General features: G+C 64.6%; 26 protein-coding genes. 14 read left to right on the forward strand and 12 right to left on the reverse strand.

From position 1 onward, the window contains the following. The first annotated feature begins 60 nt into the window (after positions 1–60). The 3 genes from TMPK1_RS11775 to TMPK1_RS11785 all read left to right on the forward strand — a co-directional run bounded on the left by TMPK1_RS11775 (position 61) and on the right by TMPK1_RS11785 (position 2810). A complete protein-coding gene (locus TMPK1_RS11775) occupies positions 61–531 on the forward strand; it encodes an Lrp/AsnC family transcriptional regulator (protein WP_420243206.1) in 471 nt (156 codons plus the stop codon). 198 nt (positions 532–729) lie between these two features. Next, positions 730–1410, forward strand: coding sequence for a response regulator transcription factor (locus tag TMPK1_RS11780; RefSeq protein WP_420243207.1), 681 nt, complete (start codon positions 730–732; stop codon positions 1408–1410). Positions 1411–1433: 23 nt separating this feature from the next. Then, positions 1434–2810 carry a sensor histidine kinase gene (locus tag TMPK1_RS11785; protein ID WP_420243208.1) on the forward strand — a complete coding sequence of 459 codons (1377 nt, stop codon included), beginning with the start codon at positions 1434–1436 and terminating at the stop codon, positions 2808–2810. On the opposite strand, the gene TMPK1_RS11790 is transcribed toward TMPK1_RS11785, so the two are convergent. Both TMPK1_RS11790 and TMPK1_RS11795 read right to left on the reverse strand, forming a co-directional pair. Then, positions 2794–4221 (reverse strand): sensor histidine kinase, encoded by a 1428-nt coding sequence (locus TMPK1_RS11790; RefSeq protein ID WP_420243209.1) that lies wholly within the window; start codon positions 4219–4221, stop codon positions 2794–2796. The genes TMPK1_RS11785 and TMPK1_RS11790 overlap by 17 nt on opposite strands. Before the next feature lie 5 nt (positions 4222–4226). Continuing rightward, positions 4227–4985 carry a response regulator gene (locus tag TMPK1_RS11795; RefSeq protein WP_420243210.1) on the reverse strand — a complete coding sequence of 253 codons (759 nt, stop codon included), beginning with the start codon at positions 4983–4985 and terminating at the stop codon, positions 4227–4229. Positions 4986–5168: 183 nt separating this feature from the next. Between TMPK1_RS11795 and pdxR the strand changes: the two genes are divergently transcribed. After that, a complete protein-coding gene (pdxR, locus tag TMPK1_RS11800; protein ID WP_420243211.1) occupies positions 5169–6683 on the forward strand; it encodes a MocR-like pyridoxine biosynthesis transcription factor PdxR in 1515 nt (504 codons plus the stop codon). Here the strand turns inward: pdxR and TMPK1_RS11805 are convergent. Next, positions 6680–7021 (reverse strand): hypothetical protein, encoded by a 342-nt coding sequence (locus TMPK1_RS11805; RefSeq protein WP_420243212.1) that lies wholly within the window; start codon positions 7019–7021, stop codon positions 6680–6682. The two genes, pdxR and TMPK1_RS11805, sit on opposite strands and share 4 nt — an antisense overlap. 60 nt (positions 7022–7081) lie before the next feature. Between TMPK1_RS11805 and arfB the strand changes: the two genes are divergently transcribed. Beyond that, positions 7082–7486: an alternative ribosome rescue aminoacyl-tRNA hydrolase ArfB gene (arfB, locus tag TMPK1_RS11810; RefSeq protein WP_420243213.1), complete on the forward strand. Its 405-nt coding sequence runs from the start codon at positions 7082–7084 to the stop codon at positions 7484–7486. Position 7487: 1 nt separating this feature from the next. Here arfB and TMPK1_RS11815 read toward each other — a convergent pair whose 3' ends face one another. Next, a complete protein-coding gene (locus TMPK1_RS11815; protein ID WP_420243214.1) occupies positions 7488–9134 on the reverse strand; it encodes a sensor histidine kinase in 1647 nt (548 codons plus the stop codon). A gap of 139 nt (positions 9135–9273) precedes the next feature. Between TMPK1_RS11815 and TMPK1_RS11820 the strand changes: the two genes are divergently transcribed. Continuing rightward, positions 9274–11475: an ATP-binding protein gene (locus TMPK1_RS11820; protein ID WP_420243215.1), complete on the forward strand. Its 2202-nt coding sequence runs from the start codon at positions 9274–9276 to the stop codon at positions 11473–11475. A 68-nt stretch (positions 11476–11543) separates the two neighbouring features. Here the strand turns inward: TMPK1_RS11820 and TMPK1_RS11825 are convergent, their stop codons facing one another. The 3 genes from TMPK1_RS11825 to TMPK1_RS11835 form a co-directional block, all read right to left on the reverse strand. Continuing rightward, positions 11544–11984, reverse strand: a complete 441-nt coding sequence (locus TMPK1_RS11825) for a GlcG/HbpS family heme-binding protein (protein ID WP_420243216.1) — start codon at positions 11982–11984, stop codon at positions 11544–11546. Positions 11985–12050: 66 nt separating this feature from the next. Beyond that, complete coding sequence (locus tag TMPK1_RS11830) at positions 12051–12566, reverse strand: YybH family protein (protein WP_420243217.1); 516 nt, start codon at positions 12564–12566, stop codon at positions 12051–12053. 103 nt (positions 12567–12669) lie between these two features. Further along, the gene (locus TMPK1_RS11835; RefSeq protein ID WP_420243218.1) at positions 12670–13419 is read right to left on the reverse strand and encodes an SDR family NAD(P)-dependent oxidoreductase; all 750 of its coding nucleotides are present in this window, start codon (positions 13417–13419) and stop codon (positions 12670–12672) included. Between the two features lie 130 nt (positions 13420–13549). Between TMPK1_RS11835 and TMPK1_RS11840 the strand changes: the two genes are divergently transcribed. The 3 genes from TMPK1_RS11840 to TMPK1_RS11850 all read left to right on the forward strand — a co-directional run bounded on the left by TMPK1_RS11840 (position 13550) and on the right by TMPK1_RS11850 (position 15309). Continuing rightward, on the forward strand, positions 13550–14161 hold the full coding sequence (locus TMPK1_RS11840) for a TetR/AcrR family transcriptional regulator (protein WP_420243219.1): 612 nt from the start codon (positions 13550–13552) through the stop codon (positions 14159–14161). Between the two features lie 5 nt (positions 14162–14166). Continuing rightward, positions 14167–14832 (forward strand): nitroreductase family protein, encoded by a 666-nt coding sequence (locus tag TMPK1_RS11845; protein WP_420243220.1) that lies wholly within the window; start codon positions 14167–14169, stop codon positions 14830–14832. 81 nt (positions 14833–14913) lie between these two features. Next, the gene (locus tag TMPK1_RS11850; protein WP_420243221.1) at positions 14914–15309 is read left to right on the forward strand and encodes a RidA family protein; all 396 of its coding nucleotides are present in this window, start codon (positions 14914–14916) and stop codon (positions 15307–15309) included. Position 15310: 1 nt separating this feature from the next. On the opposite strand, the gene TMPK1_RS11855 is transcribed toward TMPK1_RS11850, so the two are convergent. Then, positions 15311–16417: a helix-turn-helix transcriptional regulator gene (locus tag TMPK1_RS11855; protein WP_420243222.1), complete on the reverse strand. Its 1107-nt coding sequence runs from the start codon at positions 16415–16417 to the stop codon at positions 15311–15313. A 139-nt stretch (positions 16418–16556) separates the two neighbouring features. On the opposite strand from TMPK1_RS11855, the gene TMPK1_RS11860 reads away from it, so the two are divergent. Further along, positions 16557–17867 (forward strand): DUF4214 domain-containing protein, encoded by a 1311-nt coding sequence (locus TMPK1_RS11860; protein WP_420243223.1) that lies wholly within the window; start codon positions 16557–16559, stop codon positions 17865–17867. Positions 17868–17938: 71 nt separating this feature from the next. Here TMPK1_RS11860 and TMPK1_RS11865 read toward each other — a convergent pair whose 3' ends face one another. Continuing rightward, on the reverse strand, positions 17939–18214 hold the full coding sequence (locus TMPK1_RS11865) for a hypothetical protein (protein ID WP_420243224.1): 276 nt from the start codon (positions 18212–18214) through the stop codon (positions 17939–17941). Between the two features lie 160 nt (positions 18215–18374). Here TMPK1_RS11865 and TMPK1_RS11870 point away from each other — a divergent pair, with 160 nt between their 5' ends. Next, the gene (locus tag TMPK1_RS11870; RefSeq protein ID WP_420243225.1) at positions 18375–19610 is read left to right on the forward strand and encodes an MFS transporter; all 1236 of its coding nucleotides are present in this window, start codon (positions 18375–18377) and stop codon (positions 19608–19610) included. Here TMPK1_RS11870 and TMPK1_RS11875 read toward each other — a convergent pair. Beyond that, positions 19607–20761 carry a trans-sulfuration enzyme family protein gene (locus TMPK1_RS11875; protein ID WP_420243226.1) on the reverse strand — a complete coding sequence of 385 codons (1155 nt, stop codon included), beginning with the start codon at positions 20759–20761 and terminating at the stop codon, positions 19607–19609. The genes TMPK1_RS11870 and TMPK1_RS11875 overlap by 4 nt on opposite strands. A gap of 46 nt (positions 20762–20807) precedes the next feature. Between TMPK1_RS11875 and TMPK1_RS11880 the strand changes: the two genes are divergently transcribed. Further along, complete coding sequence (locus tag TMPK1_RS11880) at positions 20808–21392, forward strand: helix-turn-helix domain-containing protein (RefSeq protein ID WP_420243227.1); 585 nt, start codon at positions 20808–20810, stop codon at positions 21390–21392. Continuing rightward, entirely contained in the window at positions 21389–21907 is a 519-nt protein-coding gene (locus tag TMPK1_RS11885; RefSeq protein ID WP_420243228.1) for a GNAT family N-acetyltransferase, read from the forward strand. The genes TMPK1_RS11880 and TMPK1_RS11885 overlap by 4 nt, the downstream gene beginning before the upstream one ends. A gap of 3 nt (positions 21908–21910) precedes the next feature. On the opposite strand, the gene TMPK1_RS11890 is transcribed toward TMPK1_RS11885, so the two are convergent. Beyond that, entirely contained in the window at positions 21911–22732 is an 822-nt protein-coding gene (locus TMPK1_RS11890) for a helix-turn-helix domain-containing protein (RefSeq protein ID WP_420243229.1), read from the reverse strand. 115 nt (positions 22733–22847) lie between these two features. Here TMPK1_RS11890 and TMPK1_RS11895 point away from each other — a divergent pair, with 115 nt between their 5' ends. Next, a complete protein-coding gene (locus TMPK1_RS11895) occupies positions 22848–23831 on the forward strand; it encodes an alpha/beta fold hydrolase (protein ID WP_420243230.1) in 984 nt (327 codons plus the stop codon). Positions 23832–23838: 7 nt separating this feature from the next. Here TMPK1_RS11895 and TMPK1_RS11900 read toward each other — a convergent pair whose 3' ends face one another. Beyond that, on the reverse strand, positions 23839–26145 hold the full coding sequence (locus TMPK1_RS11900; protein WP_420243231.1) for a Tex family protein: 2307 nt from the start codon (positions 26143–26145) through the stop codon (positions 23839–23841). Positions 26146–26178: the final 33 nt, after the last annotated feature.

The raw sequence follows: 26178 nt of genomic DNA on the forward strand, positions 1-26178 counted from the left end.
AAACACGGCCCCAACCGCGCCGTCTTTCGAATGTAATTGTGCAAATCCGGACGGTAGCGCGTGAATCTTGTGCAGAACCTCGACGAGCGCGATCTGAAGCTGCTGCGGCTGCTGCAGACCGATGCGCGCCTCGGCAACAACGAACTGGCAGCCAAAGTCGCCTTGTCGCCGTCGGCCTGCCTGCGCCGTGTCCGCGCGCTGGAAGAAGCCGGCTTCATCGACCGCACGGTCGCGATTCTCGACCATCGCGCGGCCGGCTTCGGCGGCTCAGCCGTGGTGCATGTCACCTTGGAAAGCCAGGAGCGCAAAGCGCTGGACCGGTTCGAAGCTGCGGTCGCGCGCGTCACCGCGATCGTCGAATGTTATCTACTGGCCGGACCCGCGGATTACCTGCTGCGCGTCGTGTATCGCGACAATGACGAGCTGGAGCGGCTGCATGGCGACGTGCTGACCCGCCTGCCCGGTGTGCAGCGGATCCAGTCGACCCTGACCTTGCGGACCGTCAAACGCACCACCGCGCTGCCGATCTAGCGGCCGGCCATCCAATTGATTTTTCTCGCTGCAAATCGGGTCCGGGCCAGGGGACGGCAAGCGAGGCTGGGCATGCTGCGGATGCGGGCCGCGTCGTCAGGCGCGGGTCGCTTCCCTCCTGGACGCCCCGGGCCGCGGACGTTTGTCGTCCGAAGCCCGGGGCTTCTTTCCTTCCGCACCTGGACGTAGCCTGTACCCATGCGTTTGCTGTTGCTTGAAGACGAGAGCGAAGTTGCGACCCTAGCGGCCGGCAATCTGCGCAAATCCGGGTTCACCGTTGACGCGGTTCGCCTGATCGACGAAGCGCGCAACATGTTGCGCGGTCACCGCTACGACCTGTTGCTGGTGGATCTGCGCTTGCCCGACGGCGACGGCACCACGCTGATCGCCGAGCTGCGCGAAGCCGGCGACGCAATTCCGATCATCTGCGTCACTGGTCTCGACGCCGTCCCGGATCGTATTCGCGGCCTCGAAATGGGCGCCGACGATTACGTCGTCAAACCGGTCGTGCACGAAGAGCTGGTTGCGCGCATCCGCGCCGTGTTGCGCCGTCCATCGACGACGCAGCCGCGCAAAGTCGAAGTCGGCGGCGTCGGATTCGATCCCGGCACGCGCGAAGTCACGGTGCGCGAACGACCGCTGGTCGTGCCGCGTCGCGAACTCGCCATTCTCGAATTGCTGATCCAGCGCGAAGGCCGCGTCGTGCAGCGCGACGCGGTTGAGTCGGCGGTCTATGGCGCCGACGAGGAAGTGCAGCCCAATACGATCGAGACGCATGTCTCGCGGTTGCGCAAACGCCTGGGTGAAGCGGGCGCGGACATCGCCATCCATGGCATTCGCGGCCTCGGCTACATGCTCGAGGCCAAGCCGGCGGCGTAACGCTGCCGCCGGCGCCTTCCAACATGCATCGCCCCGCGTCGCTTGCGCGCCGGCTGCGCGTGCGCGTCGCGCTGCTGCAAGGCACCGTCGTCGCAGTCGCGGTCGCGGTGCATCTTGCGCTGGCGTGGGGTCCGATGGTTGAAGCCGATCGCGATCTCGGTCGTCTAACCGATGCGGTCGCTGAATCACTAACCTTCGACGACGACGGCGTTCCACGCATCGTTCCCAGCGAACGTCTGCGCGAACTGGGCGCGGGCGCACGCACCTTGCGCTTTGCGGTCTATGACACGACCACCGGAATCGCGGTCGAAGGATCGTCGCCCGAATTGATGGCGGCGCTGCCGCGCAATGCGCGTTTGAAAAGCCTGCGCTATGCCGAGTTCGAAGCGCCCGGTCCGGACGGTCGTTTGATGCCCGGCGCCTTGACGCGCATGCCGACGCCGGGCGGCGAATATATGCTGGCCGCTGTCGGTATGCAGCGCGGCTTTGTCGACGCTGTGCGCTGGATCTGGGCCGAGCTAATCACGACCTTGTTGCCGCTGCTGGCGGCGCTGGCGGTTGGATCCTTGTTGCTGGTGCCGCGCACGGTTGCGCGCGCGCTGAAACCGCTCGATCGTTTGTCCGCACAAGCACGCGCCATCGCGCCCGGCGCACGCGCGCGGCTCGATGAAAGCGCTGCGCCGCGCGAGATGGCGCCGTTGGTTGGCGCGGTCAACACCGCGCTGGATCGCCTCGATCAGGCCTTCGAGCAACAGCGCCGCTTCACCGCCAATGCGGCGCACGAACTACGCAATCCGCTGGCGGTGCTGCAGGCGCGCGTCGATTCCCTCACCGAGCGCGAGATCAAAGCCGGGTTTCAGCGCGACGTCGCGCGCATGACCGACCTGGTCGACCAGTTGCTGACGATGGCGCGGCTGCAGGCGGGCCAGATCAATATCGAAAGCCGGGTCGATCTGCGCGAAATCGCGCGCACGGTTCTGTCGGACCTGGCGCCGCTTGCGATTCATGGCGGGCGCGAAGTCGCGCTGGAGGAGCCGCCGCATCCGGTTTGGGTGCCGGGCGACATGCGCGTGCTGGAAGGTGCTTTGTCGAATCTCGTGCTGAATGCGATCGATCATTCGCCCGAAGGCGAGACCGTCGAAGTGCTGGTGCGCGACCGGCCCGACAAAGTCATCGAAGTGCTCGATCGCGGCCCCGGCCTGCCGGACGGTGTTGGCGACGAGATTTACGAACCGTTCTGGCGCACCGAAGCGCGCCGCCGCGGCGTCGGCCTGGGGCTGGCGATCGTGCGCGACGCGATGAAGCTGCATGGCGGCGCAGTCGCGCACGCGGCGCGCGATGGCGGCGGCACGATCTTCCGCCTGGAATTTTCCGACTTGGGCGTTAGCGCGGCAGAGTAACGACGAAGCGCGCACCGCGCGCCGAGTCGGCGATATGCACGTCGCCGCCATGCGCGCGCGCAATCGACCGCGACACCGCAAGTCCGAGCCCCATGCCGCCGGTTTCGCGGCTGCGCGAACTTTCGAGCCGGGTGAACGCGGCAAAGACGCGTTCGCGCTGATCGACCGGAATGCCCGGGCCGTCATCTTCGACCGTGACGACAATCTGCGCGCCCTGATCCGACAACAGCACACGCGCGCGTTCGCCGTATTTGACCGCGTTGTCGACCAGATTGGTCAGCAGTCGTTTCAGCCCCAGCGGCTGGCCGGTGAAGATGGCGTGATCGGGACCTTCATAGGTCGCGTCGATATCCATGTCGGCGAGATCGTCGGTGACCGTCGTCGCCATCGCGGCGAGGTCCAACGCTTGCCGCGGTTCGCGTGCCGCTTCATCTTTCACGAAGGACAGAACCGCGAGCAGCATCTTGTCCATTTCTTCAAGATCGGCGGCCATGCGCCGCTGTTGTTCGCCGTCGCCCAGCAACGCCAGGCGAAATCGCAGCCGCGTCATCACCGTGCGTAGATCGTGACCAATCGCAGCCAGCATCTGCGTGCGGTCCTGCACGAAGCGGCGGATGCGGCCCTGCATTTCGTTGAAGGCGCCGATCGCAGTGCGAATTTCGCTCGGCCCGTGCTCGTCCATCAGATAGGCGCCGGGATCGCGGCCGAGACGCTGCGCCGCCGCTGCGAACACTTCGATCGGTCGCGTCACGCGACGCGCGACGATCAAGGCGGCTGCAATCGAAATCACCGCGGCGCAGGCGAGCCACAACAAGGTCGAACGCAACCAGCGCGTCCAGGCCGGTTCGGTCGACGGCGACAGCGACACCCAGCTGCCGTCATCCAGCCGCACCGTCAGCGCGAACACGCCGGGCACCGCAAATTCGTCGCGCCGCAAGGTGAATTCGCGCCGCTCGGTTCCGGCCGGCCGGCGCAGCGGCGTCGGTGCGGGCAATGGACGTTCAAACAAAGACGGGCCTGGATCGGCGACTTCGCTTTTGCGCAGCGTGCGCACCTGCACCGCTTCGCGCGGCAAGCCCATCCCTTCCGAGATCTGCCGCGCCAGCATGTCGAACGCACCGCGATTCCAAGCGGCCGCGCGCGGCTCGTGATCCAGCCATTCGACATGCAGCTCATCCGTGCCGAGCGAGGCGGCGCGCGTGTGCCGTTCGGCGATCGGCGCCGCTTCGAGTGCGAGCCGGGCGCGTTCGGCTTCGTTGATCAGCTGTTGCGTGGTGAAGATTGGTGGCGGATCGGGCCGGTTCCACGCGACGATGATGCCGGCGGCGGTTTGCGCCAGAAAGATCGCCAGCCCAACCACCAGCGCAATCCGGAACGCGACACCTCGCACCAAGGCGCGCCGTGGCACCATCGCGGTTAGTGTTCTTCCGTCAGCGGCTCGGCTTCGACCGGAACGCCGTCGTCGCGCATTACTTCAGCGGCGAAGAAATAGCCGCCGTTGCGCACCGTCTTGATCAGGCCTGGCTCTTTCGGATCGCTTTCCAGCTTGCGGCGCAGGCGCGACACCTGCACGTCGATCGAACGATCGAACGGCAGCGCGCTGCGGCCGCGCGCCAGATCGAGCAGCTGATCGCGCGTCAGCACGCGGCGCGGATGTTCGACGAAGGCCTGCAGCAACGTGAACTCGCCACCCGACAAGGTGATCAACACATTGTCCGGCGAGGTCAGTTCGCGGCGGCCGAGGTCAAAGCGCCAGCCATCGAAGAGATAGACCAGCGCGCGTTCTTCGGTCGGTGTCGTGTGATCGCGGGTCCGGCGCAGCACCGCTTTGACGCGCGCCAGAAGCTCGCGCGGATTGCACGGCTTGGGCAGGTAGTCGTCGGCGCCCATTTCCAGCCCGACGATGCGATCGGTGTCGTCGCCCATCGCGGTCAGCATCACGATCGGCACCGACGAGGTCGACCGCAGCTGCCGGCAGAGCGACAGCCCGTCTTCGCCGGGCAGCATCAGGTCCAAGATCACGAGATCGATCTTCGCCGTCTCCATCGTGCGCGCCATGGCGCGCCCGTCAGCAGCCGTCGACACGCGAAACCCGTGTTCGGTGAGGAAATGAGAAACTGCCGAACGGATCTCGCGATCGTCGTCGACAAGTAGAATGTGCGGTCCGGTACGCATCCGACCTTCCTGTACGCGCCCCAGCCCCCGCGGCAAAGCCCGAGCGGTTACGTCGTTCGACCATTCCGGCGCGGGTTACGCGGCGTTACCCGAGCTTGACCCGCGGGCGCGGACGCGGGACGAGGCTTGGATGCGCGACGTCGCCTGTCTATTCCCCGAACGCCCCCTGGGCCGGCTGCTGCCATGAGCGCCCGGGCGGGTGGAATCTTGCTGCAGGCGCTGGCCGAGGACGACCCTCAGGGCGACGCTCTGCCACGCTATGTGCGGCTCCAGAGCCGGCTGCGCCGCGCCATCCTGGACGGCGCGCTGAAACCGGGCGCGCGCCTGCCCTCGTCCCGCGCGCTGGCGCGCGATCTCGACCTCGCCCGCAACACGGTCGAAGCGGCGCTGGCGGCGCTGGAAGCCGATGGGTTCGTCGAGCGCCGTCGCGGCTCGGGCAGTTTCGTCGCCGATCCACTGCCCGACCATGCGCTGCCGCCGTCGCTGGCACCCGAGCAGGACGCGACCGCGCCGCGCTGCTCGATCCGCGGCCGCACCATCGCGGCCATTCCGGGACAGACGTATGCCGGCGGCGGCGGTGCGTTCTCGCCGTCCCTGCCTGCGATGGATCTGTTTCCGCGCGCGCTGTGGGCGAAGCTGTTGGCGCGTGCTGCGCGCGGCGCTGGCGCTGATTTGTGGGGCTATGCCGCCAGCCCCGGTTTGAAAATGCTGCGCGAAGCGATCGCGGCGCATGTCGCGGCGACGCGCGGCGCGCGCGTCGATCCCGGTCGGGTGATCGTCACCACCAGCTCGCAACAAGCCTTGGCGCTTGCCGCTTCGGTGCTGCTCGATCCCGGCGACGATGTTTGGATGGAAGAACCCGGCTGGCGCATTCCGCGTGCGCTGCTGCAAGCGGTCGGTGCCAACGTGATTCCGGTGCCGGTCGACGGCGAAGGGCTCGACGTTGCCGCCGGCATCGCCGCATCGCCCACCGCGCGCATGGCCTATGTGACGCCGGCGCATCAATTCCCGACCGGTGTCGAACTGTCGCCGACGCGGCGCCGCGCCTTGCTGCATTGGGCCGAGAGCGCCGACGCGGTGATTGTCGAAGACGATTACGACGGCGACTTTCGCTATGTCGGTCGCCCGCTCGCATCGCTGCAGGCAAGCGGCGGTGCGCGCACGATCTATGTCGGCACCTTCAACAAGATGTTGTTCCCCTCGCTGCGGCTTGCCTTTGCGATCGTGCCCGACGCGTTGGTCGACGCGATGGTCGCGGCCAAGCATCTGTTCGACGGCCACACGACCGCGATCAACCAAGGCGCACTGGCGCATTTCATTCTCGACGGACATTTGCGCGCGCATCTCGCAGCGATGCGCGCCGCCTATGACGAGCGGCGCCTGGCGTTGCTCGAGTCGGTTGCCGCCTATGACGATCTGCTGGCGCTGGGTCCGTCCAATGCGGGCACGCAAGTCGCCGCTTGGTGCCGCACGCCGGTCGACGACATTGCAGCGCGCCACACCGCGTCACAGGGCGGCGTCGATCTTCAGCCGCTGTCGACCAGCTTCGCAGGGCCGCCGCAAACCGGCTTTCTACTTGGTTTCGCGTCAGCGTCGCCGTCGCGCATTCGTGCCGCTGCCGCCGTGCTGCCACGCGCGATCGAAGCGGCCGGCCGCAACCAGAACGCGCGCGTCGTGCTGGGTCAGCGCGGCGTCTAGCGCGTCGTCTTCGTCACCGTCGTGGTCTTTTCCTGATACCCGGTCGCCGGCGAGTCGGTGACGCGTTCGTCAAGCGTGCGCGTGACGCGGCTGGTGCCGGTCTCGTAGGTGGTCGAAACATGTTTGCTGGTTTCGACCGGGACCGGAACCGCGGGCGGCTCGGTCAAGGTCCATGAGGTCGGCGTCTTGGCCGCCTCATTCAGCGCCTGGGTGCGAACACACTCGGCGCGGTCGGCCTCTGTCCGGTAGGTTGCGCAACGCGATTCGCTGTCTGATTGGGCGAGCGCAGTCGCAGCGAAACCGGTCACAACAAGTGCGACCATGCAGGTACGGATCATGGCGGTCGTCCTTCGAAAGATTGCAACTGTGAAACCCACAACGCGGGCGGGCAGTTCCCGATGAAGGTGCCTGACTACGATCAGCGCGCGCTAGAGCTGCGCTTCGTCCTGGCGACCGGCCCGGGCGGCCAGAACGTCAACAAGGTTTCGACCGCGGTCGAATTGCGCCTCGACCTGCCGCAAGCGGGTCTACCCGATCGTATTTTGTGGCCGCTGGTGCGGCTGGCGGGAAAGCGCGTCAGCAAAGAAGGCGTGCTGATCATTGTCGCCAACAAGCAGCGCACGCAGGAACGCAACAAAGCCGACGCGCTACAGCGGCTCGATGAGCTGTTGTTGAAAGCAGCCGAACCGCCGCCACCGCCGCGCCGTCCGACCAAACCGACGAAAGCAAGCAAGACGCGTCGCCTCGACGGCAAAACCCGTCGCGGCACGATCAAAAAGCTACGCGGTAGCGCCGACGATTAGATCAAGCCGCGAGCGGTGCCTGCAGCGGCAGGCGCAAACGACGGCCGACGGTTGCGCCGCCAACTTCCAGCCCGACCGTGTGACCGCCGACCAGCTCCAACAGGCGCAGCGCGCCCGCACCGCCCGATTCATCAGGCGCGACTGCTTCGACGCCGGAATTTTCCGGACGCGTGCGTAGCTCGTCATCGGCGATGCCGCCGCGCGCTAGGCTGAGTTCGATCATCTCGGCAGCAACCGCGAAGGACAGGCGCACCGGCGAACCAGCCAGCGTGCCGGTGCGCGTCTCTTCAAAGAACCGGCGCAGCACACGCGACAGAACTCGGCGATCATGGGTGACGACGGTCGGCGGCAGATCGCTGACTTCAACGGCGCCATGCGCTTCGCCGACGTCGGCGGCAACGCGGCGCACCAACTCGTCGAGCCGCATCGGTTCGGGTTCGATCCGCGTGTGGCCTGCATCGATCCGGCCGAGATCGATCAGATCTTCGACCAGCGAATGGAGCTCGATGCCGGCGCGATGAATTTGCCCTGCATGTTCGGCAAGCGCGGTGCCCGGCGACTCGTCGCGAATAAGATCGGCAAAGCCCAGAATTGCATGGAGCGGCGTGCGCAGCTCGTGGCTGACGCGCGCCAGAAACCGTGCCCGCGTCCGTACCGCCGACTGCGCATGTTCGGCCGCCATCTGCGCGTTCTCGGCAGCAAGCTGCAGCGCGCGCATCCGGCGATGCGCGGCATAGACAGAAAATCCGATCAGCAAAATCGCGCCCGCCGCGACGCCGGTCGCCAGGAACGCGTGCTGGCGCCAGCCGGCCGCGATCGCGGCGCGCGGAATCGTAATGCAGACGACGATCGGAAAGCTTTCGCTCGACCGATAGGCCATCACGCGATCGGATCCGTCCGACGCGGTGAAATGCTGCGTGCTGCCGTTGGCGACGGCGGGCAACAGATCGGTGATCAGATTCTTGCCGCGATCGGCGGCAGCCGTACCCGGGATTGCAGGTGCGGCCGGCGCATCGGCGGCAAAGCGCGCCAGCATGGCGCCATTGCGCAGCAGCAAGGCGGCCGAACCTTGATCGTCACGCAGCGACATGCGCTGCACGAAGGCGCGGAAGAACTCGGGGTCGACGGTCGCCAGCACGACGCCGCGGAACTTGTTGTTGGCGTCGACGATACGGCGCGACGCGGGGATCCAGACATTGCCCGTCTTCACGCCCTTCAACGGCGCGCTGAGCAACAGACCCAGGCTGGGATTGTCACGATGCGCGATGAAGTAGGAACGTTCCGCGACCGACGGTCGGTCCAGCGACGGCGTCGTGTCGGATGCAATCACGCCATCGGCGCCAACCAGAACCAGGTTGCGGATGTGCGGCAGTTTTTCGATCGCACGCGCCAAGGCCGGACGCGTCGCGCCCATCGCCCATTGCGGCGACGCCTGCAACGCGTCGACGGCGAGTTCGAGCGATAGATCGATTGTCTCGAACGTGCGGTCGGCATGTTCGACCAACCCAGACGCGAGCGCCGACGCGCGCGACTCGGCCGCAACGAACCGCGCCTCACGATCTTGGTGCAAATCGAAGGCAAGCAGCCCGAGCACGGTCAGAATCGCGGCGATGCCGAGATGGATCTGTCGCCGTTCGCCGTTGCGCATGGTGGCGCCTACGTAAGGTGGCGATGTGACTGCTTCGTTAATACCCGCAATTGCGGCTGGAAGCCGCAATGTTCTCGCTTCGTCGCGGTAGTTAGGGGTTCTTTCAGCACCTCTGCGCCCCCTAGCAGGGGGAGGAAGGATGTCGCTGCTTACGCGCCTGTTGCTGCTGATCGCCCTGGCGGTGCTGCCCACCTTGGGTGTCGTCGCGCTGCACGAGGCGCGGCAGCATGACGAGCGCGTGTACGAGGTTCAGCTCGCGGCGCAGATGCAGGCGCGCCAGCTCGCCACCGAACTACGCGCGGCGATCGAAGGCGGTCAGCAGCTGCTGACGTCGGTCGCCGACCTTCCGGCAATTCTCGAACGTCGCGTCGAAGAATGCGACCGTCTGCTGGGCCGGCTCTATCTGCGCTTTCCGATTTACGGCGCCATCATCGCCACCGACGAGAAGGGCATCGTCCAATGCGGCAGCGGCCACGGTATCGACCTGTCCGAACGGCCGCATGTGCGCGCGGCGCGCGAAACGCGCGGCTTCGTCGTCGGTGATTTGACGACCAGCTTTGTCAGCCTGCAGCAGATCGTTCCGCTGGCCTATCCGATCACCAACGAAGCCGGCCGCATCATCGGCACCTTGGTCGCCGCGTTTCGCGTCGACGAGATGAACCGGAAACTGGCCGACTTTCCGTTGCGCCCCGGTGCGACTGCGCTGATCACTGATCGGCGCGGCAACGTCATTGCGCGCTTGCCCTACGATCCCGAACAGGTCGGACGTCAGCCGCCCGAACTGCATGCGCCGGATTTGACCGCAACCCATGCCGGTGTCCGCGCCGCGCGTGACAAGGACGGTGCGCCGCGCATCGTCGGTTTCGAGCCGCCGGCCAACGACCCCTGGAACGCGTTCTATATCGGCGTCTCGCTGCCCGAGACCGAGCTGCTGGGCGCCGTCAGCGCCGATACGCGCAGCGAGCTGGTAGCGTTTCTCGCCGCACTCGCCTTTAGCACCGTGTCGATCACCTTGATCTGGCGCCGCACCGTCGCACGCCCGGTCGGACAGTTGCTGACCACGATCGAACGGCAACGCGACGACGAAGCCGCGCGCGTGCGGTTGATGCGCGGCAGCCACGAGCTGCGGCGGTTGGGACACGCGTTCGACGATCTGCTCGACCGGCTTCATACGCGCAGCCGCGCGCTGGCCGAATCCGAGGCACGCGCACGATCGATGTTGGAGCGTATGCGCACGGCGGCGCGCGCGGTCCATGCCAGCGCCAGCTCGATCGTGATCATCGATGCGCGCCACAAGGAGATGCCGATCGTCGACGTCAATCCGGCGTTCGAACGCATCACCGGCTATACGCGCGACGAAGCGATCGGCAGCAACTATCTGCTACTGACCGGCAAGGACGAAAGCGCGACCATGGTCGAGTTGCGCCGCGCCTTGCTGGAACGCCGCGAATGTACGGTGCAGTTGATCGGCACGCGCAAAGACGGATCGCCGTTTCACTGCGAACTGCGCGTCGCCCCGGTCTTCGACGAGAATGGCCGCGTCACCCACTATGTCGCGGTCCAGAACGACATCACCGAACGCGTCGAAAGCGAACGCCGCCTGGCTGCGGCGAAAGACGAAGCCGAAGCGTCCAACCGCGCCAAGACGCAGTTCCTTGCCAATATGAGCCACGAGCTGCGCACGCCGCTCAACGCCATCATCGGCTTTTCCGAAATCCTGCAGAGCGAGCTCTTCGGCCCGCTGTCCGAGCGCTACAAAGAATACGGCACCGACATCAACGATGCCGGCCGCCATCTATTGGCGCTGCTCAACGACCTGCTCGACCTGGCGCGGATCGAAGGCGGCAAGATGGGGCTGGATGTGCGCTGCGTCGCATTGGCGCCGCTGGTCGAAGGCTGTCTCGATCTGGTGCGCCCGCAAGCAGCGCAGCGCGGCGTGACCTTGGCGGCGAATATCGAAGCGGGGCTGGAGCCGGTCTGCGATCCGACGCGCCTGCGCCAGATGTTGCTCAACCTTCTGACCAACGCGATCAAATTCACGCCGCGCGACGGCAACGTCACCGTCCTTGCGCGGCACGACGCGGCAACTGGATTCGTGCTGCAGGTCACCGACACCGGCATCGGCATGGCGCCGGGCGAAATTCGCGTCGCGCTGGAGCCGTTCGGCCAAGTCGAGAACGCGCTGACAAGGCAGCATGACGGCGTCGGGCTGGGCTTGCCGATCGCCAAGCGCCTGGCCGAACTGCATGGCGGTTCGCTGACCGTGATCAGCGGCACCGGCAACGGAACCACGGTGACGATCACGTTGCCGGATGCACCGGCAATGGCGCTGGTAAGATAGGCGCGCAGCGCCTCCCGGATTTCAGTTCATGATCAGAAATGAAAACCGGGAGCGGTTTCGCCGCTAAATCAGGCGTTCGGGACCGGGTCGGTCAGCAAGCCGGCCGCTTCGATGCCGGCGGCGGCACAACGTTCGTCATTGTCCGACGTATCGCCGGTGACGCCGACTGCACCGAGCACGCGGCCGCTTGCGTCGCGCACCAACAAGCCGCCGGCAGCAGGCACGACGCGCCCGTTCGACGCGTCGATCAGCGACTGCACGAAAACCGGGCGTTCGTTGGCCATGGTTGCGATCGCGCGCGACGACACGCCGACGCCCAGCGCGCCATAGGCTTTGCCGCGTGCAATCTCGAAGCGGAGATTCGAGCTGCCGTCCTGGCGCTCATACGCGATCAGGATGCCGCCGGCATCGAGAACGACGCAGGCCAGCGGTTTCAGTTGCAGCTCAGCCGACTTGGCGAAAACGCCGCGCAGCATGGTACGGGCCTGGTCGAGCGACAGCGAATCCATGACGGCAACTCCGACGAAGAAATGGTCCGTCGCGATGCCGCCGGCGGCTGAACAAGTCAAGCAGAGTCAGTAGAGCGCGATCGCCTCGGCGGCCTCGAACTCTTCACGCGTGGCCGGCACATTGCCGTGAAATTGCTGCCGCCAGCGCCCATCTGCGCCTTTTCGCTGCACAATCACCACCCGGCCGATTTCGTCCATCTCGCCGTGCGGGCCCATTCCTTGGATCCGGTAGAAGCCGCGATCGACCACCGTGCCGTTCTGTTCCTGCCGGTCGACGATCTTGTAACGCAGGACCGACTTGACGTTGCCTTGGCGCATACGCCGGAAATTGCGCTCGGCATTTTCCTCGATCGCCGCGGCACCGACCGTGACGCGCGGCGCAGCGCGTGGCGAGAAAAACACCTCGACCGCGTCGTCCGTGTACAAGCCGCGCAACGGCGCGATGTCGAGCGTATTGTTGGATTGGCACGATAGAATGTAGGTGCGGCCCAGCGCTTCCCATTCCGCCGTAAGATCGAGGCCAAACGCAGCACTTGTCGTAAGAGCGGTCGCGCAACACAGCGCGATGAGGAATTTGTACATCGCCGGATCTCCTGCACCGACGCTGCGGCGGAACAGGAAACAACCCGTAAATGAACCAGCTGCAACCGGTCCGCCAGCGGACCGGTTGCGCCAAGTTTTCCGATTACGCGCCGAAACCGCCGTCGATGCTGAGCGTCGTGCCGGTTATGAACGACGCTTCCGGACCAGCCAGAAACGCAACGCCGGCCGCGATATCTTCCGGCTTGCCATAGCGGTTCAACGCCAAGGCAGCGCGCTGGCCGTCGGCATGCTCGCCGTCCGCCGGGTTCATGTCCGTGTCGATCGGACCCGGCTGCACCACGTTGACGGTGATGTTGCGCGGACCCAAATCGCGCGCAGCGCCGCGGCTATAGCCAGCAACCGCAAATTTGGTCGCGGCATAGTCGGCGATGCCGGGGAAGCGAACGTCCTGGCCCAGGCACGAACCGATCGTGATGATCCGGCCGCCATCGCTGATCACCGGTGCCGCAGCACGAATGCCGGCGACGACCGAGTCGTAATTGACCACGCGCTGACGATCCAACGCGGCCGTGTCGGCGGCTGCGTCACCAACTGCGCCGGGCGCATAGACGCCCGCATTGTTGACGAGAATGTCCAGTTTGCCGAACTGCGCGACCACGTCGCTGATCAGTTTCGCAGCTTGTTTCGGGTCGGATGCGTCGGCCTTGATCGCAACTGCCCGCACGCCTTTCGCTTTCAGCTCCTGCACCACTGCATTGGCCTGGTCGGCCGAGGCCGAATAGCTGATCGCAACGTCAGCGCCGTCGGCGCCGAGCCGTTTGGCAACCGCAGCGCCGATGCCGCGGGCACCGCCGGTCACGATCGCGACTTTGCCAGTGAGTGTCTTCGCCATGATGGTTCTCCATAGCCGCTTGGGGCTTTTTCTGTAACGCCCGCTACAGATGTGCCTCTGGACGATCCGGGTCAAGCGACTTATGTAGTGACCTGTATAAAATGTCGCAGATCGACAAAGAGAGGGTCTGATGGCGGTCGGTCGCCCCCGCGCCTTCGACAAAGAGAAGGCGCTCGATGATGCGCTGCAGGTGTTTCTGCGCAAAGGCTATGAAGGCGCGTCGCTGGCCGAGCTGACCGACGCGATGGGCATCAATCCGCCCAGCCTGTACGCCGCGTTCGGCAACAAAGAAGGCCTCTTCCGCCTGGCGCTCGATCGCTACACGGACGCGTATAGCGCTGTCGCCGAAGCCGCGATGGCGGCGCCGACCGCGCGGGAAGCGACGGCGATCTTCCTACGCGGCACGATCGACTCGCAGACGCGCAAAAACGGTCCCGGCTGTCTGCTGGTGCACGGCGCGCTCGCCTGCGCCGAAAGTTCGGACGCGATCAAACAAGAACTGACGAGCCGCCGCAGCGACAACGAAGCGATGCTGCGGGCGCGCTACGTGCGTGCCGTCAAAGAAGGCGACCTGCCTGCCGGCACCGATACGGCAGCGCTTGCGCGCTACGTATCGACGATGCTGCAAGGGACCGCGGTGCAGGCGGCCAGCGGTGTTGCGCGTGACGAACTCTACGATCTGATCGAAATGACCTTGCAGGCCTTCCCTGCCGCTGCGCCACGCAAAAAGAAAAAAGGGTAACGCTCTTGCTCGATGCGATTACGAGCCGCCGTTCGGTCCGCGCCTTTCTCGACACGCCGGTGGCGCGCGATACGATCGAACAGATTCTTGCCGCTGCATCGCGCGCGCCCAGCGCCAACAACACGCAACCGTGGCGCGTCTATGTTCTGACCGGCGCGGCCAAGACGCGCCTCACCGATGCGATCCTGGCGGCGCGCGCCGACGGCGCACACGAACCGCGCCCGGAATACGGCTACTACCCCGCGGCCTGGCCCGAACCGTATTTGTCGCGCCGGCGCAAAGTCGGTTGGGATCTCTATTCGCTGTTGGGAATCGGCAAAGGCGACCGCGACCAGGCGCGCGCCTGGAGCGATCAGAATTTCCGCTTCTTCGGCGCGCCGGTCGGCATGATCTTCACGCTCGACCGCGACCTCGCCATCGCGTCCTACATGGATCTCGGCATGTTCATGCAGAACATTTCGACCATCGCGCGGCATCTCGGCCTGGACACTTGCCCGCAAGCCGCGTTCGCGAGCTATCACGACGTCATTCGCACCGAACTAGCGCTCGATCCGAATCAGGTCGTCGTGTGCGGCATGGCGCTGGGTCACGCGGACGAAGCGGCATTGGCCAATCAACTGATCACCGACCGCGAGCCGCCCGCATCCTTCGCTGCGTTTCTCGATACCTAACCGGTCGCTTCACCGAAACGAATTCGCTGGCCTGCCGACGCCGACTGCGCATGATCGCCGGTTCGCAGCTGGAGAGTTCGCATGGCCGTCCGGGAAATCATTCGCGTCGAACCACTATCGACCTGGCTCGAACGTTGGAAAGCGCCGACATCCGCGGTCACGCGGCATGGCGATACGATTTACGTGTCGGGCTTTCCGCCCTTCGATCCCGCCACCGGCGAAATTGTCGACGCACCGATCGAACGTCAGACCGAACTGGTTCTGGAACAACTGAAACTGTGCGTCGAGACTGCCGGCTCGTCGCTCGACAAGGTTCTCAAATGCAACGTGTACTGCACGTCGGTTGCGAAGTTCGCTGTCGTGAACGCGATCTATGCGCGCTATTTCCCCAAGGATCCGCCGGCGCGGATTTTCGTCAACGTGCCGGCTTGGCCCGGCCATTTCGACATCGAGATCGATTGCGTCGCAGCTTTGTAGGCTAGAGCCGGCGCGCGGTTCCCACCGAGAGAACCGCGCGAATAAGATCAGCCTGCCGCGCAGCGCCGGTCTTGGCCAACGCCGACTGCAATTGCGAGCGTACAGTCGAGATCCGCACCTGCCGCCGATCGGCGATCTCTTGCACGGTTTCGCCTTGCGCCAATCCAACCGCGAGATCGGCTTCGGCCGGGCTCAATCCGAACAGCTCCGCCGCGCGTTGTTGCAGTCCGGCATCCTGCGTCATGGGATCGTGCACGAACACCAGCGCCTCATCGTCACCGGTACGTTGCGAGGTCGCGAACGGTAAGATGATCACGCGATAGGACGGTGCGCCGGACGGCCGCTCGACCTGCAAAGCACTTTCGGCGACAACGCCGCGAACGACCGCGCGCAACCGCGTCAACAAGGCGGCCTGCGCGGACCGGAGCGCGCACTCCAACAAGGGCGACGTACGAAGCCCGTCATTCGCATCGAAGATCGCGCGCGCTTGCCGGTTGGCGAAGGTGACACGCCCGTCGACGCGGCAGCGAAGCACGCCAAATGGAACCGTGTCCAACGCGTCTTCTGCATACAAAGCGCGACGCCCCGAACCTTGTAAGCGCGTACGCAAACTCAGCATCTGGCCAAGATGCGGCGCCAACCGTGCGACCAGCGCCTCATCATCGTCGTCGAAACTTCCGGCGCGTTGCGAGCGCATCAGGCTCAGCGTGCCCCTGCTGTCATGGGCGACAAACGGCGTTCCCATGCAATGGACGACACCGCCGGTCGTCGGCTCGATCAGGTCGTTATAGATTTCGCTGCGCAGCATGCGTTCGACCGGCACCAATCCGTCGAGCCGCCACGGCCGTCCTGCCGGCAGCATGTCGAGCGCGAGTTTCCACGGATCGATTTTCGCGTAGTGAGCGCCGTACGGTCCGATCACATCTGCGACAGGAAAATTATGCATCGGCACGCCGAGCAGCTCGCCCTGGGCATCGCAGAGCGGAAACCAGGCGTGGGTCGCTCCCGTTTCTGCTGCGAGAAGTTCCGCCAACCCGGCATAGGCGTCGTCATCCGTCACCGCGTCATAGATTGCGGCGATAAGGCGTAGCAGGCGGTCCTCAGGCATGGGCGGCACGCGCCGAAATTAAGGCGCCGAAACCTGCCAAAAAATTTACGAGACGCACGCTGCTCCTTCAAATGAAGGATGCGAAACGCCCGAAGCTTGCGGTTGCTTGGCCGCGAACCAACCGCTGCGGGAGAAATCGATGCCGACTGTGACTTTGACCCCGACCTATCTCGGCATGGCGGGCAAAGAGACCGGGGCCTATCGCGTCGACCTGTCCGCCTTCAGCGGATCGGACACGGTCTGGATTCTGATCGAGGACGATCACGTCGTGTCGGGCGGCCGTGGCGCGGCATCCGGCTTCGACCTCGACTTTCTCTATTGGTCGAACATTCTGACCAGCAATCCGCTCAGCCTGCCGGCGAACGCGCAAGGCAACAACAGCTACAGCCTGGCAATCGAAGACGCGAATATCAGCTTCCGCGGCGGCTATCAGCAGCCGACTCTGTCCACCGATCCCGCATATTGGAGCAACGGACGCCTCGTCGGTTCGACGGCGGCGGGCGGCATCGACTACACCAGCACCACGTTCTGGCGGATGGACGGTGACAGCTCGACGCCGGTCGGCGGCCTTTCGCTGGGCGAAGGTGGCGCGGTGCTGCTGCGCTGGCGCCCGGTCAATTCGACGAACAACCAATATCTCTATTTCGGTGATGTCGGCGGCGGCAATGACGGCGTTAGCGTCACGATTTCCGATCAGCCGCTGTCGCTCGCCGTCACCGGCACGATGCTGCTCAAAGGCACTGACGCGGACGACGTGATCCGTCTCGGCGAAGGCGCCAATCTCGCGCTTGGTGCGGGCAAGGATCGGCTGGAAGGCGGCAACGGCAACGACAATCTCGGCGCCGCCGGTGGCGACGACACGCTGGTCGGTGGTGCGGGCAACGACACGCTCGATGGTGGCGCCGGTCGCGACACGGCTGTGTTCAATGGCAAATGGAGCGCCGCAACGATCACGATCGGTTCGACTGCGACCTTCGTCACCACGACCGCCGACGGCACCGACTCGATGACCGGAATCGAGCGTATCCGCTTTGACGACGGTGTCGTGCTGACCGATCTCGGCAGCAATGGCGCATCGGCTTACCGCCTATATCAAGCAGCACTTGGTCGTGCACCCGACGAGGGCGGTTTGCGCGTGCAGGCGGGCGCACTGGATTCAGGCACGGCAAAACTGACTTTGGCGCAGAATTTTCTTGGCGCCGCCGAATTCACTGCGCGCTTTGGAACGACGCTGAACAACAACGACTTTGCGACGGCGATGTACACGAACATTCTGGGTCGCGCGCCTGATCCGGCGGGATTGAAGGTACAGGTCGACGCGCTGAATGCGGGCATGTCGCGCGCGCAGCTTCTGCTCAACTTCGCCGACGCGAACGAAAATGTGCAGCTGACCGGTGCAGCAACGAAAAACGGTCTTTTCTCGCCCTTCCCCGATCCTGCCTTCGGCTGAACCGCGCGACGCAAAACAAAAGAGGCCGCGGCAATGCCGCGGCCTCTCGCATCGGTGACAGTACGGGCGGCTTACTTACCGACCCAACCCGATTGCTTGCCGCACTTATTTTCTTCGGCTTTGTGGGTCTTTTCCCACTGCGAAACCGATTGGGTTTCGTTCGAATCCATCAGCGCGGTCATGCAGGAGCAATAGGCCGCGATCACGGCGGGAGTCTGCTTCTCGTCTTTGTTGTCGTCGACGCAGCGCTTGATCCATTTCGCGTCATCGGCGTTCTGCGCCGACGCCGGCGCGCTGGCCAGAACAAGTCCAAAACAGGCCAGTGCCAAAGCGGTCGTGAGCTTCATCCTGGAACATCTCCCCCTTCTGTCGGCCCCGCAATTCGGGGCGGCCGAAAGATGCCATGTCAGCACATATTGTACAGACGGATTCTGTCTTTCATGGCATGAGGCTGGCGGCAGCGGCGCTTGTCCGCCGAATCCGTGGCTGGCAGGGTGATCGCATTCCATGACAAGCATCGTTCGCCAGGATCCGGACTGGGCCGCGCGTAAATTTGCGTCGCTGACCTTGCTCACCGTCGCGATCGTTGCGGCGATGTCGGCGTGGTTCGCAACCACCGCCTCGCTTGCTGCGATTCGCCAACATTGGGTACTGACGCCGTTCTACGAAGCGTTGCTGACGAGTTCGGTGCAAGCCGGATTCGTGATCGGCACGCTGACGAGCGCGCTGCTGAGCCTGCCCGACCGGTTCGATCTGCAAAATTTGTTCTGCGCCTCCGCGCTCATCGCCTGCATCGCCAATTTGCTGATTCTGTTGTGTGAGCCGACATCGATCGCGGTGCCGTTGCTGCGCCTTGTCACCGGCATGTGCATGGCCGGGATTTATCCGGTCGGCATGAAGCTCGCGTCGACTTGGGCCAAAGGCGATCTCGGCCTGTTGATGGGATTGCTCGTTGGCGCGCTGACCTTGGGATCGTCGCTGCCGCATGCGTTGGCGGGACTTGGCGGTGTCGATTGGCGCATTCCGATCGCTGGCGCTGCAGCAGGCACGTTGCTCGCGGCGATGTTGATCCGCTTCGTCGCAATCGGCGCGCCGCTTGCTGCAGCACCGCCGTTGCAACCGCGCAATGCGTTGCAGGCGTTCCGCAACCGTCCGCTGTTGTTGGCCAATCTCGGTTACTTCGGCCATATGTGGGAGCTGTATGCGATGTGGGCCTGGATCGGCCCGTTTCTCGCTGCGAGCTTCGCCGCACGCTACGCAGATACGCCGCCGCTCGATCCGCGCTACGCAGCCTTCGCCGTCGTTGCAGCCGGCGCCATCGGTTGTCTCGGCGGCGGCTGGAGTGCCGACCGGTGGGGACGCACCCTGGTCACGATCGTGTCGATGGCGATCAGCGGCAGCTGTGCGGTGCTGATCGGATTCAGCTATGGCGGCCCGGCTGCAATCACGCTGGCGGTCGCACTCGTGTGGGGCATCACAGTCATTTCCGACTCGGCGCAATTCTCGGCGTCGGTTTCCGAACTCAGCGATCGCAGCCTGACCGGTACGATGCTGACCGTGCAGATGTGCGTCGGCTTTCTGATCACGCTGCTCAGCATCCACCTGATCCCGTACGCGTTCGACACGATGGGCTGGCGTTGGGCTTTCGCGACCTTGGCAATCGGGCCGGCGTTGGGCGTTGTTGCGATGAGCCGGCTGCGCGCACGCAGCGAAGCGCAGAAACTCGCCGGCGGAAAACGCTAGTTCCGGTGCGCGTCGCGCAGCGCTGAATCGAGATCCGCGAACAGGTCGGCTGGATCTTCGGCGCCGACTGACAGGCGCAGCAAATCGGTCGGGCACGGCGATCCCGCGCCTTCGACCGACGCACGATGTTCGATCAGGCTTTCGACACCGCCCAACGACGTTGCGCGTTTCCACAACGCGACGCGCGCCGCGGTTTTGATCGCAGCCGCCTCGCCGCCTTTGACCCGGATCGACAACATGCCGCCAAAACCGCCGCTCATCTGCTTGGCCGCAATCGCATGTCCGGGATGGGTGGAGAGACCGGGATAGAGCACCGTCGACACGCAGCCATGTCCGTCAAAGCGCGCGGCGAGATCCAGCGCGCTGGCGCACGCCGCACGCACGCGCAGATCGAGCGTGCGCATGCCGCGGATCAACAGAAACGCTTCGAACGGTCCGAGAATCGTGCCGACGCTGCGGCGGAAGCGGGCGATCCGTTCCCAGAACTCGTCCTGCTTGTTCGTTGCCAACGCGCCGGCAACGACGTCGGAATGACCGTTCAGATATTTGGTCGCCGAATGCATCACGATGTCGGCGCCAAGTTCGAGCGGCCGCGTCAGCACCGGCGTCGCTGCGGTGGAATCGACCGCCAGCCGCGCGCCGACGCCATGCGCCAACGCAGCAACCGCCGCGATGTCGGTCACCGTCCATAGCGGATTGGCCGGGGTTTCGATCCAGACCAGTTTGGTGCGCCCAGGGATCAGCGCGGCGCGCACCGCATCGAGATTGTCGCTGTCGACGAAGGTCGCTTCGATGCCCCAGGATTTGGCGTCGGTGAGCAGCCAATTGCGCTGCGCCCAATACATGACTTTCGACACGACGACATGATCGCCGGGCGCCAATGACATGAACACGGCCGCCGCTGCCGACATGCCCGACGACAGCACCATAGAAGCCGCAGCACCTTCGAGCATCGCAATCACGGCTTCAGCTTCGCGCACCGTTTGATTGTCGGGTCGTCCATAGACAAAGCCCGACCGGTACTGGTTGTCGTCGTCGCGAATGAAGGTCGTCGCAAGATGGATCGGCGGCACGACTGCGCGGGTTTCGCCGTCGATCTTGCCCAGCGCCTGCGCAACGTTCGTACGCTGCGACCAGCTTTGCTTCTGCATGACGATCACCCTGGACTCTACGATATGAGACGGATACTCTCAGATCGTGGATGATAGTGAAAGCGCCAAAGAAAGCCAGCTTTCGGACTTGATCGGCAATCGCGTCGCCGAACGGCGCGCGGCGCTGAAATTGTCGCTTGACGACATCGCGGCACGCACCGGCGTCAGCCGCGCCATGGTTTCGCGCATCGAGCGCGGCGAAGTCCACGCCAGCGCAGTCGTGCTCGACCGACTATGCGCTGGCCTCGGAATCAGCCTGTCGGAATTGTTTGCGCGCGAAACGACCTCACCCTTGTTGCGCCGCGCCGAGCAGACCGTCTGGACCGATCCGTCGACCGGCTACATCAGGCGCGACATTGCGCCGGCCGGCACGGGATCGCCGGTCAAGATCGTCGAAATCGATTTCCCGCCCGGCGCGGAAGTGTCGTTCGAACGCAGCCGCCATCGCGTCATCGACCAACATGTCTGGGCGTTGAAAGGCGAGATCGAAATCGAAAGCGGCGGCAAGCACTACAAATTGTCGGTGGGCGACTGCCTGCATATGCGGTTGGTCGACCGCAACACGTTTCGCAATACGACCAGCAAGCCCGCGCGCTACGCGGTCATTCTGACGTTGGAGTCGGTTGCGTGACGGCGCATGCGATTCGCGTTCTGCCGCCCGTGCACGACGCACGCGATGCATTGGTCGATCTGCTGGTCGATTCGGTCGAGCATGGTGCGTCGGTCAATTTCGTCTGGCCGATGACGCGTGCCAAAGCCGAACATTGGTGGGATGGCGCGCTTGCCAGCCACCTGCACGGCGAACGGCTGGTGTTGATCGCCGAACTGGACGGACGCATCGAAGGGACGGTGCAGGTGATTTTCGCGCCGCAGGAAAATCAGATCCACCGCGCCGAAATTTCCAAATTGCTGGTGCACAGCTCCGCGCGCGGTCGCGGGCTGGGTGCGCGATTGCTGCGCGCCGCCGAAGACGAAGCGCGCAAAGCGGGGCGCAGTCTGCTGGTGCTCGACACCGAAAAGGACAGCGCCGGCGACCGGCTCTATGCGCGCGAAGGCTGGATCAAATTCGGCGAAGTGCCGGGCTACGCGATGACGGCCGACAACAGCATGCGCGCCACCTGCTGTTTCTTTTACAAGACGGTCTGACGCTTAGCCTTCGGCAGCCAGCTTGCGGCAGAAGGCGGCGGTCGCTTCATCGACCGGGAAGCAGCATTCGATATGCAGCTCTTCGATCGTCACGTCGCGCGGCGTGCCGAACGTCGTGATGGTCGAGAAAAAGCGCAGCGTCTGCCCGGCCACGTCAAACACCGTATTCATCAATGGGCCCGGATTGCGGCTGAGGTCGCGCGTACGCCAACTTTGCGGCACGTCGGGATAGGCCAGGATTTCGTCGAGCAGGCTTCGCGCGCGCACGTCGGATGGTGTCGCTGCAATCACCGCGTGGAGATGCCGGATCAGATCGCCCGCAACCTCTTCCCAATTGGCAAAGGCGGGGCGCAGTTCGTTCGGATTGAAAATATGATGCAGCATGTTGGTGTGCTGGCTCTCGCGCCCTTGCATCACGAACGCGCCGACACGCGCCGCCGCGTCATTCGCCTGTAAAATGTCCCAGTGCCGATTGACCAGAAAGGCCGGGTACGGCTCTTGCTGCGCCAGAATGAAATTGATCGCGCGCCGTATCTCGGTCAGTTGCGGCGTGTCGAGCGAGGTTTCCGGATAAATCGGCGCATAGCCGGCCGCGGTCAGCAACGTGTTGCGCTCGCGCAGCGGCATGTCGAGCGTGTCGGCGAGACGCAGCACTGTGTCGCGGCTGGGCTGCGACTTGCCAGTTTCGATACAGGACAGGTGCCGGGTCGACAGGCCGGCTTCCAGTGCAAGATCCAACTGGCTCCAGCGCCGCGACGCGCGCCATTCGCGCAGCAATGCGCCGACAGGTGCCGCAGTCGCTGCGGCAAACGGACGTGTCTCCATAGGCACGGATCCTAGAAGCCGGGCACGGCGATTTCCATGACCTCTGAGGTCATAGCGCTGCACGCGGCGCCCCGTGCATATCGGCGCCATCGAACTTCGCTTGAGGAACAGACCGATGGATCGCAGAGCATTTTTCGAAGTCGGCGCCAGCGCGCTCGTCGCCAGCGGCCTCGCCAGCCTCGCAACTGACGCCAACGCCGCGACCGCAAAACCCGCGCCGGGGAAACCAATGGACGCTGCCGCGTTTCACGCCGCGCGCCGCTTTGCCGAGCTTCGCTTCGGCCGCATCGCCTTTTACGAGCGCGGCCAGGGCAACGCCGCGCTGTTCATTCACGGCTTTCCGCTGAACGGGTTTCAGTGGCGCGGCGCGATCGATCGGCTATCGGCGCATCGCCGTTGCATCGCGCCCGACATGCTCGGGCTCGGCTACACCGAACCCGCGAAAGGCCAGAGCGTCGGCCCCGACGCGCAAGTCGAGATGCTGGCCGCACTGCTCGATCATCTGCACGTCACGTCGGTCGATCTGGTCGCCAATGACAGCGGTGGCGCGGTGGCGCAGCTTTTTGCGATCCGCTTTCCCAAGCGTGTTCGCAGCTTGCTGCTGACCAATTGCGACGTCGAAATCAACAGCCCGCCGCCGCAGCTGCAGCCGGTGCTGGACGGCGCCCATGCCGGCACCTTCGCCGACGGCATGTTGCGCCAGTTGATCACCGACAAGGAATTCGCACGGTCCGACAAAGGAATTGGCGGCGGTTGCTACACCTATCGTGTGCATCCGACCGACGAAGCGATCGACACCTATATCGAGCCGCTGACGCGCAACAAGGAACGCTGCGCGCTGGCCGACGCCTATGGTCTGGCGCTGGAGAAAAATCCACTGGCGGGCGCCGAAGCGCAGTTGAAACGACTGCGCTTGCCGGTGCGGCTGGTCTGGGGCGAAGCCGACGATATTTTCCCGCTGCGCGACGCGGTCTATGTCGCGTCGCTGTTTCCCAACTCGCGCGGAATTCGCCGCGTCTATGGCGGTCGCCTGTTCTTCCCGGAAGAGTTTCCCGACGTGATCGCCGAAGAGGCGCAGCGTCTATGGGGAATCGCGTAGCTCGACTCTAGCTACGCTTCCGCAACGCTTCGGCCAGGGCGGCGCCAAGCGCCCCCTGGGCCTCCACCTTCGGCGGCCGGGCCTGCGCCGGCCGTGCATTCGCATGTTTCTTGCTGTCGTCACGCGGCTCGGGCCGGGATCCCTGGCTCGAGTCTTTGCGCATCGACAACGCGATGCGTTTGCGTGGGATGTCGACATCGACGACGCGGACTTTGACCACGTCGCCGGCTTTGACGACTTCGTGCGCGTCTTTCACGAACCGGTCGGCGAGCTGCGAGACGTGCACCAGCCCGTCCTGGTGCACGCCGATATCGACGAAGGCACCGAAGGCGGCCACGTTGGTCACCGTCCCTTCGAGCAACATGCCCGGCTTCAAATCCTTCATGTCGTCGACGCCGTCGGCAAACGTCGCGGTCTTGAAGCTTGGGCGCGGATCGCGGCCGGGCTTGTCCAGTTCGGCGATGATGTCGCGCACGGTCGGCAGGCCGAACCGCTCGTCGACGAAGGCGGCCGGATCGAGCGCTTTGAGCGTCGCGCTGTCGCCCATCAACGAACGCAGGTCGCGGCCGCACGCAGCGACGATTTTCTTGGCGACACCATAGGCTTCGGGATGCACCGACGATGCGTCGAGCGGTTCGGTGCCGCCCTGGATGCGCAGGAAGCCCGCGCATTGTTCGAAGGTGCGCGGCCCAAGCCTGGTGACGTTGAGCAATTCTTTGCGGCTGGAAAATGGGCCGGCATTGTTGCGATGCGCGACGATCAATTCCGCCACCGATGCGCCGAGGCCCGACACCCGCGCAAGAAGCCAGGCCGATGCGGTATTCAAATCGACGCCGACCGCGTTCACCGCGTCTTCGACCACGCCTTCAAGCGCGCGCGCCAACCGGTATTGGTCGACGTCGTGCTGATACTGGCCGACGCCAATCGATTTCGGTTCGATCTTGACCAGCTCGGCCAGCGGATCCTGCAGCCGGCGCGCGATCGAAACCGCACCGCGCAGCGACACGTCGAGATCGGGAAATTCCGCCGCGGCCGTCGCCGACGCTGAATAAACCGACGCACCCGCTTCGCTGACAATCACTTTGAGCGGCTTCGGCGCGGGCATATCACCCAGCAACTCAGCCACCAGCTTTTCAGTTTCTCGGCTGCCGGTTCCGTTGCCGATCGCGATCAGTTCGACCCCGTGTTGGCGCACCAGGCTTGCGATTTCGGCCTGGGCACCGCGCACATCGTTTTTGGGCGGGAATGGATAGACCGTCGTGGTGGCGATCAGCTTGCCGGTGCCATCGATCACCGCAACTTTCACGCCGGTGCGGATGCCGGGATCCAGCCCCATCGTTGGACGCGAGCCAGCCGGTGCTGCCAACAGCAGATCCTTCAAGTTGCGCGCGAAGACCTGGATCGCTTCTTCTTCCGCGCGTTCGCGCAAGGTCGACATCAGATCGATCGTCAAATGCAGCGACAGCTTCACGCGCCAAGTCCAGCTTGCGACCGTCATCAACCAACGATCGCCCGGCAGCTCGCCGCCGATCCCGTAGGTCTGCGCAACCATGCGTTCGACCGGCTTCACCGGCGACAGGTCGTCTGCGTCGACTTCAATCTCGAGGCTGAGGAATTCTTCGTTGCGGCCGCGCATCATCGCCAGTGCACGATGGCCCGGCACGCTGGCCCAACGCTCAGCGTGATCGAAATAGTCCGAGAATTTCGCGCCGGCTTGTTGCTTTCCGTCGATCACGCGCGACCGCAGGAAGGCGCGTTCGTGCAAATAGGTGCGCAGACGGCCGACGAGATCGGCATTCTCGGCGAACTGTTCCGACAGAATATCGCGCGCACCGTCGAGCGCAGCTTTGACGTCCGCAACCTTGTCGCTGAGATAGGAAGTCGCCAGTTCGGACGGCGTCGCCGCGCGGTCGGCCAGGATTGCTTCGGCGAGCGGGCCAAGCCCGTTTTCGCGCGCAATGTCCGCCTTGGTGCGCCGCTTGGGCTTGTACGGCAGATAGATGTCTTCGAGTTCGGCTTTGGTCGTCGCGGCCGCGATCTTTGCTTGCAGATCGTCGGTCAGTTTTCCTTGTTCGTTGATCGACGCAACGATCGCTTCGCGGCGCGCCTCGAGTTCGCGCAGATAGATCAGCCGCTCGGACAGATTACGCAGCTGCGTGTCGTCGAGGCCGCCGGTCACTTCCTTGCGATAGCGCGCGATAAACGGAACCGTTGCGCCTTCATCGAGCAGCGCGACGGCGGTGACCACCTGCTGCGGCGTCGCGCCGATTTCCGATGCAATGATCGACGGAATGGTCCGGGAGATGCCGCTCATACGCTACTCGACGTGAATTGGGGCGCGGACTTT

Origin of the sequence: Roseiterribacter gracilis (assembly GCA_018332375.1) — a bacterium.
GTDB classification, from domain to species: Bacteria; Pseudomonadota; Alphaproteobacteria; order BOG-932; family Roseiterribacteraceae; genus Roseiterribacter; species Roseiterribacter gracilis.